This is a genomic window from Pseudomonas sp. dw_612, assembly GCF_018449725.1.
Classification (GTDB): Bacteria; Pseudomonadota; Gammaproteobacteria; order Pseudomonadales; family Pseudomonadaceae; genus Aquipseudomonas.
Genome location: NZ_JAAVVC010000001.1, coordinates 90,886 through 109,073, shown reverse-complemented (window position 1 = coordinate 109,073; position 18,188 = coordinate 90,886). Strand labels below are relative to the sequence as shown.

The window sequence follows — 18,188 nt, the reverse complement described above, 5'->3', positions numbered from 1 at the left end:
TGCTACAGGGATCGGATTCAGTTCAGGTGGGTTTTCAGTTCCAACGCCGCCTGCCGCACCGCCGCCTTCACTTCAGGAATCTGACTCAACGGATTCAACAACCCAAAGTCATGAATCATCCCGTTGTAGCGCACCGCGGTCACCGGCACACCCGCCGCATCCAGGTGGCGGGCATAGGCCTCGCCTTCATCACGCAACACGTCGAACTCGGCGGTTTGCACCAGTGCTGCCGGCAAACCTTTGAGTTGTTCGGCGCTGGCCTGCAAGGGCGAGGCGTGGATTTGCGCACGCTGGCCGGCATCGGTGGTGTAGTTGTCCCAGAACCAATTCATCATGCCCTTGGTCAGGAAATGTCCCTCGGCAAATTGCTGGTAAGAGCCGGTATCGAATTGCGCGCTGGTCACCGGCCACATCAGCAACTGGAAACGCAGCGCCGGGGTTTTCTGTTCCTTGGCCATCAACGCCACGACTGCCGCCATGTTGCCGCCGACGCTGTTGCCGGCCACCGCCAGGCGTTTGCCGTCGACGCCGATTTCCTTGTCATGTTCAGCGACCCAGCGAGTAGCGGCATAGGCCTGGTTGATCGCGGTCGGGTACTGCGCTTCCGGGGATGGTGTGTAATCGACATACACCGCCACCGCGCCGGAGCCCACCACCAGGTCATGAATCAGGCGTTGGTGCGTCGGGTAATCCCCCAGCACCCAGCCGCCACCGTGGAAGAACATGAACACCGGCAACTCACCCTTGACCTTGGCCGGACGCACGATTGTCAGGTTGATGCTTTGCTCGCCGACCTTGATCGCACGCTCGCTGACTTCCACGCCCGACAGATCCACTTTCACCGAGTTCTGCGCACCGGTCAGCACCGCACGGGCGTCCTTGGGGCTCAGTTGCTCAAGGGGTTTGCCACCGCCAGCGGCGAGGGCTTCGAGAAAGGCCTGGGTGGTGTGTTCAACGCCTGGGCTGCCGGCGGCGAATGCGTTGCCAACGGCGAGGGCGAGGAGGGAAGCGGTCAGGGTCTTTTTGACGAGATTCATGGTGCAAATCCTTTTTAAATTTGTGTGGGGTCCCCTGTAGGAGCTGCCGAAGGCTGCGATCTTTTGATCTTGCTTTTAAAAGATCGCAGCCTTCGGCAGCTCCTACCGGTAATAGGTTTGGGTTCAGGAGCAGCGCTTGTCGCTGCACCATGGACACAGATTAATGGGGTGCCATAAACGGAAAAAGCGGCTATAAAGTGTTTGACTGTCAACCAGGGCGTGACAATGAACCCGTTCGAAGATATGCGTATTTTTTGCCAGGTCATGGACTGCGGCAGCTTCACCGCGGCGGCCGATCAATTGGGCCTGTCCAAGCAATTTGTCAGTCGTCGATTGATGCAACTGGAAGAACGCCTTGGCGTGCGTTTGCTCAACCGCTCGACCCGGCGCCTGGACGTGACGCCCCTGGGCCAGAGTTACTACGAATCCGCCTTGCGCCTGCTCAGCGAAGTCGAACAGGTGGAGCAGGGCATCGCCGGCCAGACCACCGAACCCCGTGGCACCATTCGCCTGAGCGCGCCGCTGTCGTTTGCGCTGGCGCATCTGGGTTGTCTGCTGCCGGTGTTTTTGCAGCGCTATCGCGACGTCACCGTGGAAGTCGACCTGAGTGACCGCCCGGTGGATTTGCTCGGCGAGGGCTACGACCTGGCGCTGCGCATCGGCGTGCTGGAAGACTCGACCCTGATCGCCCGACGCATCGCCTCGATCCAGCGGGTGTACTGCGCCAGCCCGGCCTACCTGGCCGAGCGCGGCACTCCGAGTAAACCCGAAGACCTGCTCAACCATGATTGCCTGCCGTATGGGCATGGACGTCAGGTGCAATGGCGGTTCGACGGGCCGGGCAAACCGCTGACCGTCAACGTCACCGGGCGGATGCGGGTCAACAATGGGGAATTGCTCAAGGACGCGGCGATTGCGGGGATGGGGATTACGTATTTGCCGACGTTCATTGTCGGCGCGGCGCTGAAGGATGGGCGGTTGGTGCCGGTGCTCGATGACTTCAGGCCTGAGCCGCTAACGTTGTCGGCGGTGTACCCGCAGCATCGCCAGGGGTCGCGGCCGGTGCAGGCGTTTATCGAGTTTTTGCGCGAGCGGCTGGATCAGCGTGAGGGCACGTTATAACGCCTGACACTTTCCCCTGTGGGAGCGAGCCTGGTTTGGCGGCGTATTCATTATTCGCGTACACCACCAACACCTGTGGGAGCGGGCTTGCTCGCGAATGCGGTGGGTCAGTCAACATCTCTGCTTAATGACCCACCGCATTCGCGAGCAAGCCCGCTCCCACAGGGGATATGTGCTGGTTAGTTAGCCCGTTTGTCATCCCCGGGCTCACCGCCGACGTGAACGCCATGGTCGTCGGCGACCTGGCCGACCGCATGAACGCCACGGTTGTCGCCCAGCTCACCGGCACGATGCACGCCGTGGTCGTCGCCTAGCTCTCCGGAGCGATGCACTCCGTGGTCATCACCTAGCTCACCGGAGCGATGCACGCCGTGGTCGTCGCCCAGTTCACCCGAGCGATGAACCCCATGATCATCCCCACGCTCGGCATGGGTGCCGCTGCGTCCGGAGTTTGAGGCATTTCCTGCTTGCCCCGAGCCATGGTCGCTGCCGCTGTGGCCGCTGCTGTTTCCGCCGTTGCCGCTGCTGCCACCGCCGCCGTGACTGCCGCCATTGCCGCTGCCGCCGCCATTGCCACCACCGGAGCCGCCCGAGCCACCACCGCCACCTGAACCGCCTCCACCACCAGAGCCACCGCCTCCCGAACCGCCGCCCCCACCACCGGAGCCGCCACCGCCACCACTCCCACCATCCTTGGCCTGTGCGCTCGATACACCGGACAGGCTGTCCGGAATCAGAACGGTAGACGCCGACAGAACTGCGCCAATCGCTACTGCCAGTAAAAGCTTGTTGATGTGCATGTCGTTCTCCGTCTTTTTATTCAAGTTGGAACGTTGATGAACAATGCAACGTGCTGCCTGATTCAGTTCGTAAACACATCAGCGTTCCGATTTATTCATTCGAGACGTAGATGACCGATGCACGGTAGCGCTCGACCCATCTGCAGAAGGTCAGTGGATGCTTGAAGCCAGTTCGAAAATCGGCATGTACATCAGGATCACGATGACGCCGATCAGCAGGCCGATGAAGGTCATCAGCAGCGGTTCGAACAGGCGCACGAACCACTCGATCCAGCGGCTGATTTCTTCGTCGTAGAAGTCGGCGCTGCGTTCCATCATTTGCCCGAGGTTGCCGGACTGTTCGCCGGCACGCAGCAGGCGCAGGGACACCGGGGTCACCAGGTGATTGAGTTCCAGCGCGGTGGAGAGGGATTGCCCCTCGCGCACCCGTTCGCAGGCCTGGTCCAGACGCACCCGCGAAGCGACGGTGAGCAGGCCGCGGACCATGCCCATGGCGGTGACGAGGGGGATGCCGCCCTGCAGCAGAATTCCCAGGGAACGGTAGAAGCGTGCGAGTTCGTACATGAAGATTCGTTGATGCACCGCCGGGAGTTTTTCGATCAAGCGGTCCACGCCCCGACGAAAGGCCGGTTGCCGCTGCAGGAAGGCGAGGGCGACGATGATCGCCGCCAGTGTGCCGAAGAATTCAAGCTGATGCGTGTGGAGGAACATGCCGCTGCTCATCAGGACCTGCGACATCCACGGCAGGTTCGAACCGAGGCCTTCGAACACCAGGCTGAAGCGCGGCACGACGTAGCCCATCAGAAACAGCACCACGCCGCCGCCGACAATCAGCAACAGCAGCGGGTAGATCGAGGCGCTGATAATCTTCTGCCGCACCTCGTCCATGCGCTGGCGATAGCTGACGTAGCGCCCGAGGGCCTCGCCCACCGCGCCGGTCTTCTCGCTGGACTGCACCAGCGCCACGTAGAGCGGCGGGAACACCGCCGACAACTGGCCCAGCGCCTGGGAGAACGATTTGCCCTCGTAGAGCAAGCGCACCAGCTCGCTCAGGGTTTTGCGGGCCTGGCGCGCGGTTTCTTTTTCCGCCAGGCTTTCCAGCGCATCGATCAACGGCAGGCCGGCATTCAGCAACGTGGTCAGCTCCTGGCTGAACAGCACCAGGTTGAACGTTTCGCGCTGGCGCAGGCGCAAGGCCCGCCAGTGCCGTTCGGCGTGCAGGCTGACCACGCGCAAGCCCTGGTCTTCGACGATGCGGCGGGCTTCGCTGTGGCCGGGGGCTTCGACGGTCATCGACACCACGCCAGCCTTGCCGACAGCTTTGAGATGAAAGCGCATGGGCGTCGCTCCGGTCATTGCCAGTTGGTGACTTCAGCGTTTTCGCCTTCGCCGCCGGGTTGCCCGTCCTTGCCCATCGACAGCAAGTCGTACTCGCTGTTTTCCCCGGGGTAGCGGTAGGCGTAGGCGCGACCCCATGGGTCCATCGGCAGCTTTTTCTGCAAGTAGGGGCCGGTCCAGCGGGTTTCATCGCTGGGCGCGGTGACCAGTGCCTGCAAACCCTGCTCCGTGGACGGGTAGTGACCGACCTCCAGCCGGTATAGATCCAGTGCCTTGCTCAGGCCTTCGATCTGCGCCTTGGCGACCTTCACTTCCGAGCGCCCGAGCTGGGCGAAATACTTCGGCGCGACGATGCCGGCCAACAGCCCCAGCACCACCAGCACCACCAACAATTCAAGCAAGGTGAACCCGCTTTGGGAGCGCGGGGCGGAACACGGACGCTGATTCATGATGACCTCCATCCAGTGGGCAGCAGGGTCGCTAAGAGGCCTTATGCAATTGCCATGCTCACGCTTGGCGATACCGCTGAACCCCTTGTGATCCGGGCCTTTGCGCCGACGGCACAGTGCTTGCGTATGGCTGGTTGACTACCGGCCATTGGGGCAAAAGCCCCGTTTTTCGGGGCCGGCCAGGGGAGGTATGAAACATGCAAACTTTCACCGCAGGACTGCTCGGCGCGCTGCTGCTGAACGGCGTCGCCCAGGCCGATGTCTTCGTTTCCATGGACACCAAGGGCAGCTACGTTTTGTCCAATGTCCACCGTCCCGGACGGCACTATGAGCGGGTGATTCACGAGCCCGAAACCGCTCAACTGAGCATGGATCAGCAGCCACAAATGATCGCCCGCCAGCCCTATGCCGAGCTGGTTTCAGCCGCGGCCACGGCCAATCAACTGCCAGCCGCGTTGCTGCACGCGGTAATCCAGGCCGAGTCCCGCTACAACGCCGATGCCACCTCCGCCAAAGGCGCCGGCGGACTGATGCAGTTGATGCCCGACACCGCCCGCGAACTGGGGGTGACCGACGTCTACGACCCCAAGGCCAACATCCAGGGTGGCGCGCGTTATCTCAAGCGCTTGATGACCTTGTTCGACAACGACATCAGCCTCGCCGTGGCGGCTTACAACGCCGGCCCACAAGCGGTGCTCAGCCGTGGCGGGGTGATCCCGCCGTTCGCCGAAACCCAGCGTTATGTGCCCAGCGTGTTGCGCCAATACCGACGCTTGCAGGGCCTGGCCGTGGATGCGCCGTTGTGATTGCGGTTACCCCCAAACATGGGGAAAACCGGGGCCTCGTAGCAGCTGTCGAGCCCCGGCGAGGCTGCGTTCGGCGGCGAAGCCGTCGTGAGATCAGGCGGCGCGGTGTGTCAGGTCAACCGCGTGGATAGGGTTTGCGACGGCTTCGCCGCCGAACGCAGCCTCGCCGGGGCTCGGCAGCTGCTACAGGGTAAATAGTCGCCAAACGTGGTTGGAAAGTGGGGAATGGGGGTGGGTTATTTCCCCCGATTGATTAACTCGTAACTTTAAGTTGCTGATAAACCAACAAATTATTTATGGCATGCAGATTGCTCAACCGGACTTGTCGAGAATTATTCCTGTGAGCACCCACAGTGAGGCCCGTGATCATGACCGGCATAAACCACATTCCATCCTTGTTAAGCTGGCTGCTGTTGGCAGCGTCGATGCTGGGCATCGAGCTGGCCGAAGCCGCCGTGCGCTGCGAGCGCAATCTGGTGGCGAACGTCGTGGCGTTTGACCAGCCGCTGATGTTCAACCGCCTCGGCGCACAGAACGCCAACGGCATGATGTTCGCCCTGCGCCGTGATGTGGTCGACGACCATGACCGCTCCCTGGCCCTGGGTGGTTCGGCGGTGCCGGGCAAAGTTTCGCTGCGTCCGGACAAGCGTCCGCGTCCGCTGGTGTTGCGCGTCGCCGCCGGTGATTGCCTGACCATCAACCTGCAAAACCTGCTGGCCTATCAGGCCAACCCCGGCAGCCATGAAAGCGGGGAAGAGGAGGAAGGCGAAGTCGGCCATGTCGACGATTTCAAAGTCGATGAGCAAGTCACTGACCGCCACGTCGGTTTCCAGGTCAACGGCCTGCAAGCGGTGAACAGCATCGACGACATCGCGTCCTACACCGGGCGCAACGCCAACACCTTGATCGCCCCCGGCGCCAGCCGTTCCTACACCTTGTACGCCGAGCGCGAAGGCGCATTCGCCGCCAGCAGTCGTGGCGCGACCTTCGGTGGTGAAGGCGATGCGGGCAACGTCGCCAACGGTCTGTTCGGCGAAGTGGTGGTGGTGCCCAAGGGCGGTCGCACCTATCGCAACACCGTCACCGAAGAAGAAATGCGCCTGGCCAGCACCGGCCGCACCCCGACCGGTCAGCCGATTGTCGACTACCAGGCGCGCTACCCGCAGCGCGAACCGTGGATCCGTGAAGGCAAGGCCGGCACGCCGATCATTGGCATGGTCGATGGCAATGAAATCATTTCCAGCGAGAGCGACGCGATCGTGATGGGCAGCAACGCCGACGGCAGCTTCCCGCCCTCGACCTATCCGCTGGAAGCCGTCGGCAAACGCAACCCGGCGATCCCCAATCGGCTCGAACCATTCCGCGATTTCGCCTCGCAGTTCCAGGATGAAACCGCCGCCACTCAAGCGTTCCCGGCCTATTGGGCCGACCCGGTGATGGCCCACGTGCTGGAACCGACCCGGGATTCGTTCATGATCAACTACGGCTCCGGCGGCATGGGCGCCGAAGTGGTGGCCAACCGCTTGGGCGTGGGGCCGATGCACGATTGCCTGTCCTGCGCCTATGAAGAATTCTTCCTCAGTTCCCACACCGTGGGCGACGTGGCGATGCTGGTGGACGTACCCGCCAACGTTGGCCTGGAAAACATTCGCCCCGGCGAAACGCCCCGCGCCGATCAGATCGGGGTCAAGGCGACCATGGCGCTGTACCCCTCCGAACCGGCCAACGTCAACCACAGCTACATCGGCGACTTCGTCAAATTCCGCAACACCCACAACGGCCACGAACAGCACATCTTCCACCTGCACGGTCATCAGTGGTTGTTCAACCCGAACGACGATAACTCCGACTACGTGGATGCCCAGGGCATCGGCCCGGGCGCCGGCTACACCTATGAAATCGCCAACGGCGGGTCGGGCAACCGCAACCGCGTGGCCGGCGATGCGATTTATCACTGCCACTTCTATCCGCACTTTGCCCAAGGCATGTGGAGCATGTGGCGGGTCCACGATGTGTTTGAGGAAGGCACCAAACTCGAAGTATCCCAGCAGGGCAACGACGGTTATCACAGCGAACCGTATGCCTTGCGCAGCGGTAAACCGGCCGCAGGCGCCCGGGCCTTGCCCGATGGCGAGATTGTCGCGGGGACGCCGATTCCTGCGGTCGTGCCGCTGCCGGGCAAAGCCATGGCGCCGATGCCGGGCAAAGTCGCCGTGGTGCCGAAAATCGGTGAAACCCTGGTGGCCGATGACGATGACGATGATGACGGCGAACACCATGGCGGTGGCGCTCAAGCCATCGGTTCCCTGGCCCTGGTGGATCGTAGCGAAGCCAATCGCAATGCCGACGGCAGCCTGAAAAACCCTGGCTATCCGTTCTGGATCGGCGGCATGGAAAGTTCGGTGGGCCAACGTCCGCCAACGCCACCGCTGGACATGCTCGACGCCGCCAAGGCGCAGTCCTTGAAGACTAGCGGCAAAGCGTTGTGGGCTAACCTCGACCCGGCGCAATCCGGTGGTTGGGACGGCGGCTTGGGACGGCATTCCCTGGATGGTTTTTCCTCCGGCGGCCAGGCGCACACGGTGACCACGTCCCTGGATTTTTCCAAGGAAGTGACCCGGGCCAAACCGATCTACATGCCGGAAGAGGGCACCGAAGTCGAACAGGCGGCCATGGCCTTCCACGCGAAAAAAGATCACCCAAGCTTTGCGCTGCTACCCGGTAATCAAATCGTGGCGAAGGCGTTCCGCACCAACGGCGCGTTACCGATTGCCGGTGCTCCGTACTACGAACCGTGCATGGATGATCGGCAAAAACGCCTGACCAGCAGCGCCGGCACCGGTGAGTTTGCCAGTGGCGAACGGATCGACGGCATGTCTTACACCGGTTCCTCGACCTTCACCGCCGACCGTCCGCGCATCTACAAAGCCGCAAACATCCAGTTCGACGCGGTGTACAACAAGGTCGGCTACCACTTCCCGCAAGCGCGCATCCTCGCCCTGTGGGAGGACGCCTGGCCGGTGATCACCAAGCAGCGTCCACCAGAACCTCTGGTGATGCGCATGAACACCTTCGACTGCGTGCAATACCAGCAAACCAACCTGGTGCCGGCCACCTATGAGATGGACGACTATCAGGTGCGCACGCCGACCGACGTGATCGGCCAGCACATTCACCTGCCGAAATGGGACCTGACCGCCGCCGACGGTTCGGCCAACGGCTGGAACTACGAAGACGGCGTGCTCTCACCCGGCGCGGTGCAAGAGCGCATCCACGCGATTCGCGAGTTCAACCAGTGCGAAGGCACCGACCCGCGTGACGGCACGCCGGCCTGCCCGAAAGCCAAGACCCATCCGTTCTTCGGTCAATATGGCCGGGCGGACTGGGTGGGGGCGCGCACGGCGATGCAGCGCTGGTTTGTCGATCCGGTGGTGAACGCCAAAGGTGTCGACCGTGGCCTCGGGACGATTTTCACCCACGACCACTTAGGCCCATCGACTCACCAACAGATTGGCCTGTACGCCACTGTGCTGGCGGAACCGGCCGGTTCCACTTGGTTCCACGCTGAAACCGGCGAGCCGTTGTACAGCGGCGCGCGGCAGGATGGCGGGCCGACGTCGTGGCAAGCGGTGGTGTCCACCGGCGACCTGGACGGCGACGGCAAGAACGACAGCTTCCGCGAGTTCTTCCTCGAATACAGCGACTTCCAGCACGCCTATGAAGCCGGTGTGTATGTCGGCGCCGGCCCTAACGGCGTGCCTGATCCGCAAGCCTTCCCGGCCACCGCGGACAGCTTCCGCTACGCGATCAACCCGCCGGTACGCAACAACGCCAGCACCTTGCTCGATGGCATCATTGAAGTGCAGGGCGGCATGGTGCCGGGTTGTCCGACTCGGCCATGCCCACAAGCGATCTCGGTCGATGACCCCGGCATGTTCGTGGTCAATTACCGCAACGAACCGCTGGCCTTGCGGGTGTACGACCCGAACAAGGTCGGCCCGGACGGCAAGCGCGGCATGCAGGCCGACGGCCTCGGTGGCGACCTGGCGTATGCCATGCAAAGCCGCACCGACCGTTCGATCCCGGCGATGAACCTGGCGCCGAACCTGGTCACCGCGGCCACCGGCCCGACCGGCGGCACCACGCTGTTCCCGCCGCACATCAACAAGGGCGGCGCCGAGGCCGGTGACCCGTTCACCCCGATGCTGCGCACCTACACCGGTGACAACGTGCGGCTGCGGGTGCATGCCGGCGGTCACGAGGAAGAGCACAACGTGACCTTGCACGGGGTGAAATGGCTGCAAAGCGGCTCCGGCTTCGGCAACAGCTCCAACTCCGGCTGGCGCTCGTCGCAGATGGTCGGTATCTCCGAACAGATGGGTTTCAATGCGCCGGTCTCGATGCTCTCCAGTTCGGCGGCCACCACCGGGGATTACCTGTACTCGATGGACGCGTCGATTGAAGGTTACTGGAACGGTATCTGGGGCGTGATGCGCAACTACACGGCCCAGCGCAACGATCTGTTCGCCGTGCCCAACAACCCTAAACCGGCGGGTATGCGCAACACCGTGGCCTTCGATGGCTCCTGCCCACGGATCAGTGCCAACCCCAACGGCATCGGCACCCGGCCGACCGTGCAACGCAACTATGAAGTGGTTGCAGCGCTGGCTAACGACATCCTGCGCAATCCGTTGAACCTGACCATCGGCGATCCGGCCGGCATCGGGCAACACGTGGGTGGGCCGTTGAATCCGGCGGGTGGCACCCTGGTGTTCAACTCGCGGCCGGTGAATATCCCTCAGGTCACCGTGGTCGATCCTGAAGATGGCGAAACCATCACCGTCGGCGGGCAAAGCGGTCCGTTGCATGATCCGACTGCGATCCTGTACGTGCGCAAATCCGACCTCGATCCTGCCACCGGAAAAATGAAACCCGGTGTACCGGTGGAACCGCTGGTATTGCGCGCAGCGGCGGGCGATTGCATCAACATCACGCTGGAAAATCGCTTGCCGGTGATCATGCCCGACCTGACCCAGACGGCCGTGATGCAAGGGCTGGTCAAGCGCGATCGCAACAATGGTCAGGGCTCGACCATCTTCACCAACAACCTGCTGCGGCCGTCGAGCCACGTGGGTTTGCACGCGCAACTGCTGGCCTACGACATCACCAAGTCCGACGGCACCAACGTCGGCGCCAACCCGATCCAGACCGTGCCACCGCGCATCGGCAACAGTGGCGCCTACCCGACCCGTACTTATCAGTACTACGCCGGGCACCTGGAACGCGAAGGCAAGCCGATCTCGCAACTGGGCCGCAGTGTCGACAACATCAACGCTACGGCGGTGGAGTTCGGCGGACTGAATATCACCCCGGCGGACCTCATCAAACAACCGCAGAAAGGTTTGGGTGGGGCGATGACCATCCTGCCGATCGGCGCAACCTGGGTGGAGGATGCGCGTAAAACCAACGCAACGGTCACGGCGCCAGGGCAGACCACTTACCGCGACTTTGCGATGGTCTGGCAGAAAGCGTTGAACATCCGCTGGGCCAACGGTCGGCCGGTGGAAGGCATAGCCGCCGAAGGCTTCGGTGTACCGACCGATCCACAGGACAACTCGAGCATGGCCATCAACTACAAGGCCGAGCCGATCTGGTTCCGCTTCGGGTTGGCGCCGGATGCGCCGTTCGGACACGCCGGCGGCGCCGGTTACGGGGACGTGCCTAACGCGCATATGGCCTATAGCAATGCGCTGATCGGCGGCGATCCGCAGACACCGGTGCTGTATGTGAAACCGGGGCAACCGTTCCGCACCCACATCCTGATGCCGACCGGTGGCAGTCGCGGCTCGACCTTCCAGCTCGATGGGCATGTGTGGTCGGTCAATCCGTTCCAGTCGGAGAAGAGCGATACCGGTGGCTATCCGATGAGCACCCCAGGCGTGGGCTCGGTGCGGTTCGGCTACAACCCGATGTCGATGTACATCGGCGCTCGCGAAAGCATCCTGCCGGCGGCGCATTTCAGCTTCATGCACCCGAGCGCCGGGGGCAGCAACGCAATACCGGGCGACTACCTGTTCCGCGACTACGGCGCCTACGGCAACACCGCCGGGTTGTGGGGATTGCTGCGGGTGACCAACGAACCGGAACCGGCGCCGGCTCCGTAGGAGCGAGGCTTGCCCGCGATGGGAACGACGCGGTGTGGGTGGTGAGGCGGATGACGCCATCGCGAGCAAGCTCGCTCCCACAGGGACAGGGGTTGATTGCAAGAGCCGTGGTCACTGGAGATCGAATGTGGGAGCGAGCTTGCTCGCGAAAGCGATGGGTCAGGCGACATCGAGGGTGCATGTGATGGCCCCTTCGCGAGCAAGCCCGCTCCCACAGGGGACCGGGGTTGGGCGCAGATGCTGCGGTCACTGGAGATCGAATGTGGGAGCGGGCTTGCTCGCGAAAGCGGTGGGTCAGGCGACATTTAGGGTGCATGTGATGGCCCCTTCGCGAGCAAGCCCGCTCCCACAGGGACAGGGGTTGATTGCAAGAGCCGTGGTCACTGGAGAACGAATGTGGGAGCGGGCTTGCTCGCGAAAGCGGTGGGTCAGGCGACATCGAGGGTGCATGTGATGGCCCCTTCGCGAGCAAGCCCGCTCCCACAGGGGACCGGGGTTGGGCGCAGATGCTGCGACCACTGGAGATCGAATGTGGGAGCGGGCTTGCTCGCGAAAGCGGTGGGTCAGGCGACATTTAGGGTGCATGTGATGGCCCCTTCGCGAGCAAGCCCGCTCCCACAAGGGGACCGGTGTGGCAGGCACAGACGGGTAAGGGAGACGCGTGATGAGCAGAACAATAAGAGTCGCCGGGTGTGCGCTGGTTGTCGCGGTGGTGCTGCTGTGGCTAGGCATCTGGCGCACGGCGCCGCCGACGATGCTCAGCGAGGTCGCGCTGCCGGATACCTGGAGCGGGCAGTCGTTGGCCCGTGATGGGGTGGCGGTGGACTTTAAGGTGCAGGCGCTGGCCGAGGACGGTGTGCTGCGCGAAGGCGGGTTTGCCGACGTGCAGTTCCGGGTCCGTGACAGCAACTCGGGCCAACCGCTGTCGGGGGTGAATCCCGGCGCCTGGCTCGACCCGGAAACCGTCGCCGCCGACCAGGCCCAGGGCCGTGAACAGAGCTGCAAATCCCGGGTCGGGGTGTTTCTCAAATCCAGTATCGGTGCGCGGCCGATGCTCGACTTGAACAGCTACTTTCTGCTGGTGATGAACCGCGATGCCAGCGTCTCGGTGGTCGATCCATCGGTGTCGGTCGGCGGCATCACCAGCACCATGGCCCGCATCGATCTCAAGCAAGCGCCGATGGATTGGGTCACCACTAAAGACAACAAACGCGTGTTCATCTCGATGCCCACCGCGGGCGAAGTGGCGGTCATCGACAGCGAACAATTCAAACTGATCGATTCACTCGCCGCTGGCGACAACCCGGTACGTGTGGCCCTGCAACCGGACGAGCGTCTGCTGTGGGTCGGCAACAATGCAAAAACCGCCGAACAATCCGGCGTCACCGTAATCGACAGCCGCAGCCTCAAAACCCTCAAACACCTCGCCACCGGACGCGGTCACCACGAAATCGCTTTCAGCAAAGACAGTCGCCATGCCTTCGTCACCAACCGCGACGACGGCACCCTCAGCATCATCGACATCGCCAGCCTGACCATCAGCCAACAGCTCAAGACCGGCCCCCACCCATTGTCGGTGGCGTACTCGCCGCTGTCTCAAGCGGTGTACGTCGCCGATGGCCAGGACGGCAGCGTGACCGTGGTCGATACCGGCAGCCTGGCGGTGCGCCGGGTGATCAAACTGAGTCAGGGCCTCGGGCCGATGGGCTTCAGCGCCGACGGCCGTTTTGGCATGGTGCTCAACACCCTGGAAAACCGCGTCGAGGTCATCGACGCCGCCACCGACGCGCGTATCCACTCCATCGACGTCTCCGCCGAGCCTTACCAGGTTGTGTTCACCAAGGCCTACGCCTACGTGCGCGGACTGGCTTCGGCCAAGGTCACGATGATCAACCTGGCATCCCTCGGCGAAGGTCGCACGCCCATCAGCCAGGGCTTCGAAGCCGGGCCCCAGGCGCCACGGCTGGCCGGTGATCTGCCGCTGGCGTCGAGCCTGGCGGTATCGCGGGATGACAACGCGGTGTTCGTGGTCAACCCGGTGGACAACACCACCTACTTCTACGCCGAAGGCATGAACGCGCCGATGTCCGGTTACCCCAATCGCGGGCAAGTGGCGCGGGCAGCGATGGTCATCGACCGCAGCCTGCGGGAAGTCGAGCCGGGGCTGTACAGCGCGCGGATCAAACTGCCCCAGGCCGGGCGCTTCGACGTGGCGTTCCTGCTTAACCAACCGAACATCATTCACTGCTTCAGCGCCCTGGTGGAACCGGACAAAGCCTTCGCTCTGCATCCCGGCCTGCCGAAAGTGGAATTCATGCTCGATAAATTCACGGCCGGCGTGGGCGACCCCTATGTCGTGCGCTTTCGCATCGTCGAGGGCAAGCAGAAAACCCAACGCAGCGGGGTCAAGGACGTGCAGGTGCGCTACTTCCGCGCCCCGACGTCCCGGGCCCAGGAAGTGGCGGCGCTGGACGTCGGCAACGGCGTGTATGAAGCGCCGGTGACCCTCGACCAGAGTGGCGCCTGGTACCTGCATGTGCGCGCGACGTCCCTGGGCGCGAGTTTCGATGACAAGACCTTTGCCAGCGTTCGGGTACTGCCCGGCGATGCACATTGAGAGGAAACCGACATGAACCGATTCGCACACCGTGGCTTGTTGACGTTCTGCCTGTTGGCCACCGGCATCAGCCAGGTTCTGGCGCATTCGGCAGATGAACATGCCGGGCACAACGCGCCGCCGGCCAAGACCCAGGAAAGCGCCCAGGTGAAATTCGCCGACGTCGCACTGGTGGACCAGAACGGCAAAGCGGTACGCCTGGAAAAAGACCTGATCAGCAACAAAATCGTGGTCATGGGCTTCATCTACACCAGTTGCACCACGGTGTGCCCGGTGGTGTCGTCGATCATGGGCAAGGTGCAGAAACAACTCGGCGCCCGGGTCGGCAAAGAGGTGCAACTGGTGTCGATCAGCATCGACCCACAACGGGATGACCCCAAACGCCTGAACGATTACGCCCGCAGCTTCCAGAACGGTCCGGGCTGGAGCTGGCTCACCGGCACTCCGCAATCGGTGACCGAAACCCTCAAGGGCCTCGGCACCTTCAGCGGCGACTTCAAGAACCATGCGCCGTTGATCATGGTGGGCGACGGCAACAGCCGCCACTGGACCCGCTATTACGGCTTCACCGACCCAACGGTACTGACCCGTGAAGTGGAAAAACTCAGCGGCCAGCGCAACGCCCACGCCAAACACACCGCGATCGCCATGGAGAACCAGCCATGAAAGCCCTCATTTTGATCTTCCTGACCATGTGCTTTTGCGTGATCAGTTTTCTGGCGTTTTCCCACGAAAGGCACGAAGAGCCGACGCCAATCGTGGCCGCCGCCGCACCGGCAACCGGCACCCGCGATGCGAAAACCTGGTTCACCGACACGCCGTTGCAGGACCAGAACGGCAACACCCTGCGTTTCTACAGCGATGCCCTGCAAAACCGCGTGGTGCTGCTGAACGTGATCTTCACCAGTTGCACCGATGCCTGCCCGCTGATCACCCGCAAACTCAAGGAAGTGCGCGAAGTGCTGGGCGACAAGGCCGACGGCATCACCTTTATTTCCCTTACCAGTGATCCGCTGCGGGACACCCCGGCGGTGCTCAAGGCTTACACCTTGAAGCAGGGTGTCGATGGTCCCCACTGGCTTTTTCTTACCGGCGACAAGGCGCAAATGGAGCTGGTCCTGGGCCGCATCGGCCAGATCGTGCCGACGCCCGAGCAACATTCCACGCAACTGATTGTGGGTGACGTGGCCAACAAACGCTGGAGCAAGATCCGTCCCGATGCCCCGGCCGCCGCCATTGCCCAGCGCTTGCAACTGCTGACAATGCCCGTGGCCGGTCGCTGAGTCCGGGCCATGAAACGTGCCCTCCTGATCCTTCTCGCCAGCGTCAGCCTGAGCGCCAGCGCGTTGCCGCTGAGCCCCAGCGAAAGTGCGGGCAAGCGCCTGTACCGCGAAGGGTTGTCAGGCAGCGGCGAGCCGGTCATGGCCAGGGTCGGTGCGGCGGATATCCTGCTGCCGGCCAGCAGCCTGCCGTGCGCCAATTGCCACGGCGCCGATGGCCAGGGCCGGGCGGAGGGCGGGGTGCGACCGCCGGACCTGAACTGGTCGCGACTCAGCAGCGTGTATGGCCAGCAACAGGTCAATGGTCGCGATTACCCGGCCTACACCGAAGGCACGCTGGCCCGGGCGATTCAGCTAGGACGCGACCCCGGCAACAATCGGCTCGACCCGGCCATGCCACGGTTCTTGCTGTCGATGAAGGATCAACGGGACCTCAGCGCTTACCTTAAGCGTCTGGCCGATGATCGCGATCCAGGCTTGAGCGCCGACAGCTTGCACCTGGGCACTTTGTTACCGAGTCACGGACCGTTGAGCGAGGAGGGCGCGACGGTGGCGGCGGTGCTCCAGGGCAGCGTGGCGCGGATCAACGGGGCGGGTGGCATCCACGGTCGAACGCTGCGCCTGACGATCCTTGATCCCGGCCCGGACCGCGCCAGTGCCGAGCAGGCCCTCGACCGCTTGATCGACCAGGAGCAAGTGTTCGCCCTGATCGCGCCGTTGGTCCCGGCGCTGGACAGCGAACTGGCCGCCCGCCTGGAACGGGCCGGGGTGCCGCTGATCGGACCGCTGTCGCTGCTCGGCACGGCCCAGGCCAGTCGGCAGATTTTCGAACCGTTGCCCGGCTTGCGCGAGCAACTGATCGCCCTGGCCAATTTCGCCACCGACAGTCTGCGGGTGCTGCCGGGGCCGACGCTGATTGCCTACCCGAATGACCCCGGCCAGCGACTGGCGGCGCAGAACCTCGGCCAGTATTTGCAGGCTCACGCCTGGCAGGACGTGCGGTTGCAAGCCTACGACTCGGCCCAGGACGAGTTGCCGTTGGGGTCGCGTTCGGTGTTTTACCTGGGCAGCGGCGGTGGCTTCAGTCGCTTGGCCGAACGCTTGCAGACCGCGGGGCAGGTGCCTTACCTGTTTGCCGCGTCGAACCAGGTGGCGGGGGATTTGCTGCAGGTGCCCAACGGGTTTTCCCGGCGGATATTCCTCGCCTATCCGTTCGTGCCCAGCGACTGGACCCCGTCCGGGCGCACGGCCCTGACGTTGTTGCGCGAACATCAGGGCCTCGGCGGCGAACACGCGGTGCTGCAAGTGGGCGCGTTCAGTTCGATGCTGCTGTTCAGCGAAGGCATGAAGCAGGCCGGGCGCGATGCCAGCCGCGAAAAGCTCATCGATGCCCTCGAAGGCCTGCACGACTTCGACACCGGGCTGACCCCGCTGATCAGCTTCGGCCCCGGCCGGCGCCTGGGCCTGAACGGCGCGCATATCGTCACCGTGGACCTGTCCGACCAGCGCTTTTACCTGGTTGCGCCCTACAAACCCATTGCCGCTACACCCTGAACGGAGGCTTCGATCATGAAGACGCTACTGTTGCTGCTGATGCTATGGGTTCCCGTGGCTTTCAGTAATAACGGGCCAGTTGCCGCACGGGTCAACGGTGCGGAGATTTCCGAGTTTCGCCTGGAGCGGTATTTCGCCGAATACCTGGAAGACCAGGGCCGGGCGGTGGCCAGCATTCGCAATCCCAAGGCCTACAAGCAACTGCGTCAGGCGGCCCTGGATGCACTGATCGACAAAGAGCTGTTGTGGCAGGAAGCGGTCAAGCGCGGGGTGGTGATCAGCGACGCTACCGTGCAAAGCCAAGTCGCACTGACCCGGCAGGCCATCGGTGGCGCCGAGGTGTTCACCCGCAAACTGCAAGATTCCGGTTTCGATGAGGCGGGTTTTACCGAATACACCCGCCGCGAACTGGCCGCCCAGGAGGTCTTCGCCGACCTGACCCGCGTGGCGCAGCCGGACGAAAAACAGGTCAAGGCATTCTTCGAACAGCACCGCGCCGAGATGAGCAGCCCCGAGCAAATCCACGCCCGGCATATCCTGATCAAAGTACCCCAGGGCGCCGATGCCGCCACAGTTGAAGCCGCGCGACTACGCTTGGAGGAGTTACGTGTGCAAATTGCTGCAGGCGCGGACTTTATCAGCGTTGCCCGCAGCGCTTCCGAAGACGTTTCGGCCAGTACAGGCGGGGAATTGGGCTATTTTGCCCGCGGGCGCATGATGCCGGAATTCGAAGCGGCGGCGTTCGCCTTGAGACCGGGACAAGTCAGTGATCCGGTGCGCACGCCGGTTGGCTGGCATTTGATCTATTTACAGAACCACCAGGAGGCGACCGATGTCACAGAGGAGCAGGGGCTTGAAACAGTCCGGGTTTACCTTGCCCGACAGCAAAAGGCCCAGGCTCGTCGAGACGTTCTGGCGCAACTTCGATCCAGCAATCGAATCGAGCGGATTGACGATGATTGAACGTTCCCCCCCAATACTGGGGAAAAGCTTCAATGCCAATCCATGCGCTTCCCCGCCT

The 18,188-nt window shown here is 63.1% G+C and carries 12 protein-coding genes and 1 pseudogene; 9 read left to right on the top strand and 4 right to left on the bottom strand.

Features of this window, described 5'->3' with window-relative positions; all coding sequences use genetic code 11:
* Positions 1 to 17 precede the first annotated feature (17 nt).
* Complete coding sequence (locus HB680_RS00455; RefSeq protein WP_213936653.1) at positions 18 to 1,037, bottom strand: alpha/beta hydrolase; 1,020 nt, start codon at positions 1,035 to 1,037, stop codon at positions 18 to 20.
* A 225-nt stretch (positions 1,038 to 1,262) separates the two neighbouring features.
* Here HB680_RS00455 and HB680_RS00450 point away from each other — a divergent pair, with 225 nt between their 5' ends.
* Positions 1,263 to 2,159, top strand: coding sequence for a LysR family transcriptional regulator (locus HB680_RS00450; protein ID WP_213936652.1), 897 nt, complete (start codon positions 1,263 to 1,265; stop codon positions 2,157 to 2,159).
* 45 nt (positions 2,160 to 2,204) lie between these two features.
* Positions 2,205 to 2,324 (top strand): annotated as a pseudogene (locus HB680_RS33055) (metal ABC transporter ATP-binding protein); the annotation flags it as partial.
* 14 nt (positions 2,325 to 2,338) lie between these two features.
* Here HB680_RS33055 and HB680_RS33005 read toward each other — a convergent pair.
* The 3 genes from HB680_RS33005 to gspG all read right to left on the bottom strand — a co-directional run bounded on the left by HB680_RS33005 (position 2,339) and on the right by gspG (position 4,746).
* Positions 2,339 to 2,959 carry a hypothetical protein gene (locus tag HB680_RS33005; RefSeq protein ID WP_213936651.1) on the bottom strand — a complete coding sequence of 207 codons (621 nt, stop codon included), beginning with the start codon at positions 2,957 to 2,959 and terminating at the stop codon, positions 2,339 to 2,341.
* Between the two features lie 150 nt (positions 2,960 to 3,109).
* A complete protein-coding gene (locus HB680_RS00440; RefSeq protein WP_213936650.1) occupies positions 3,110 to 4,297 on the bottom strand; it encodes a type II secretion system F family protein in 1,188 nt (395 codons plus the stop codon).
* A 14-nt stretch (positions 4,298 to 4,311) separates the two neighbouring features.
* The gene (gspG, locus tag HB680_RS00435) at positions 4,312 to 4,746 is read right to left on the bottom strand and encodes a type II secretion system major pseudopilin GspG (protein WP_213936649.1); all 435 of its coding nucleotides are present in this window, start codon (positions 4,744 to 4,746) and stop codon (positions 4,312 to 4,314) included.
* A 197-nt stretch (positions 4,747 to 4,943) separates the two neighbouring features.
* Between gspG and HB680_RS00430 the strand changes: the two genes are divergently transcribed.
* The 7 genes from HB680_RS00430 to HB680_RS00400 all read left to right on the top strand — a co-directional run bounded on the left by HB680_RS00430 (position 4,944) and on the right by HB680_RS00400 (position 18,130).
* Complete coding sequence (locus HB680_RS00430) at positions 4,944 to 5,552, top strand: lytic transglycosylase domain-containing protein (protein WP_213936648.1); 609 nt, start codon at positions 4,944 to 4,946, stop codon at positions 5,550 to 5,552.
* Positions 5,553 to 5,920: 368 nt separating this feature from the next.
* Positions 5,921 to 11,716: a manganese-oxidizing multicopper oxidase MnxG gene (mnxG, locus tag HB680_RS00425; RefSeq protein WP_213936647.1), complete on the top strand. Its 5,796-nt coding sequence runs from the start codon at positions 5,921 to 5,923 to the stop codon at positions 11,714 to 11,716.
* A 664-nt stretch (positions 11,717 to 12,380) separates the two neighbouring features.
* Positions 12,381 to 14,333, top strand: coding sequence for a cytochrome D1 domain-containing protein (locus HB680_RS00420; protein WP_213936646.1), 1,953 nt, complete (start codon positions 12,381 to 12,383; stop codon positions 14,331 to 14,333).
* A gap of 12 nt (positions 14,334 to 14,345) precedes the next feature.
* Positions 14,346 to 14,999 (top strand): SCO family protein, encoded by a 654-nt coding sequence (locus HB680_RS00415; RefSeq protein WP_213936645.1) that lies wholly within the window; start codon positions 14,346 to 14,348, stop codon positions 14,997 to 14,999.
* The gene (locus HB680_RS00410; protein WP_213936644.1) at positions 14,996 to 15,616 is read left to right on the top strand and encodes an SCO family protein; all 621 of its coding nucleotides are present in this window, start codon (positions 14,996 to 14,998) and stop codon (positions 15,614 to 15,616) included. The genes HB680_RS00415 and HB680_RS00410 overlap by 4 nt, the downstream gene beginning before the upstream one ends.
* A 9-nt stretch (positions 15,617 to 15,625) precedes the next feature.
* A complete protein-coding gene (locus tag HB680_RS00405) occupies positions 15,626 to 17,167 on the top strand; it encodes an ABC transporter substrate-binding protein (RefSeq protein WP_213936643.1) in 1,542 nt (513 codons plus the stop codon).
* A gap of 15 nt (positions 17,168 to 17,182) precedes the next feature.
* Positions 17,183 to 18,130: a peptidylprolyl isomerase gene (locus HB680_RS00400; protein WP_213936642.1), complete on the top strand. Its 948-nt coding sequence runs from the start codon at positions 17,183 to 17,185 to the stop codon at positions 18,128 to 18,130.
* The last annotated feature ends 58 nt before the right edge of the window (positions 18,131 to 18,188 follow it).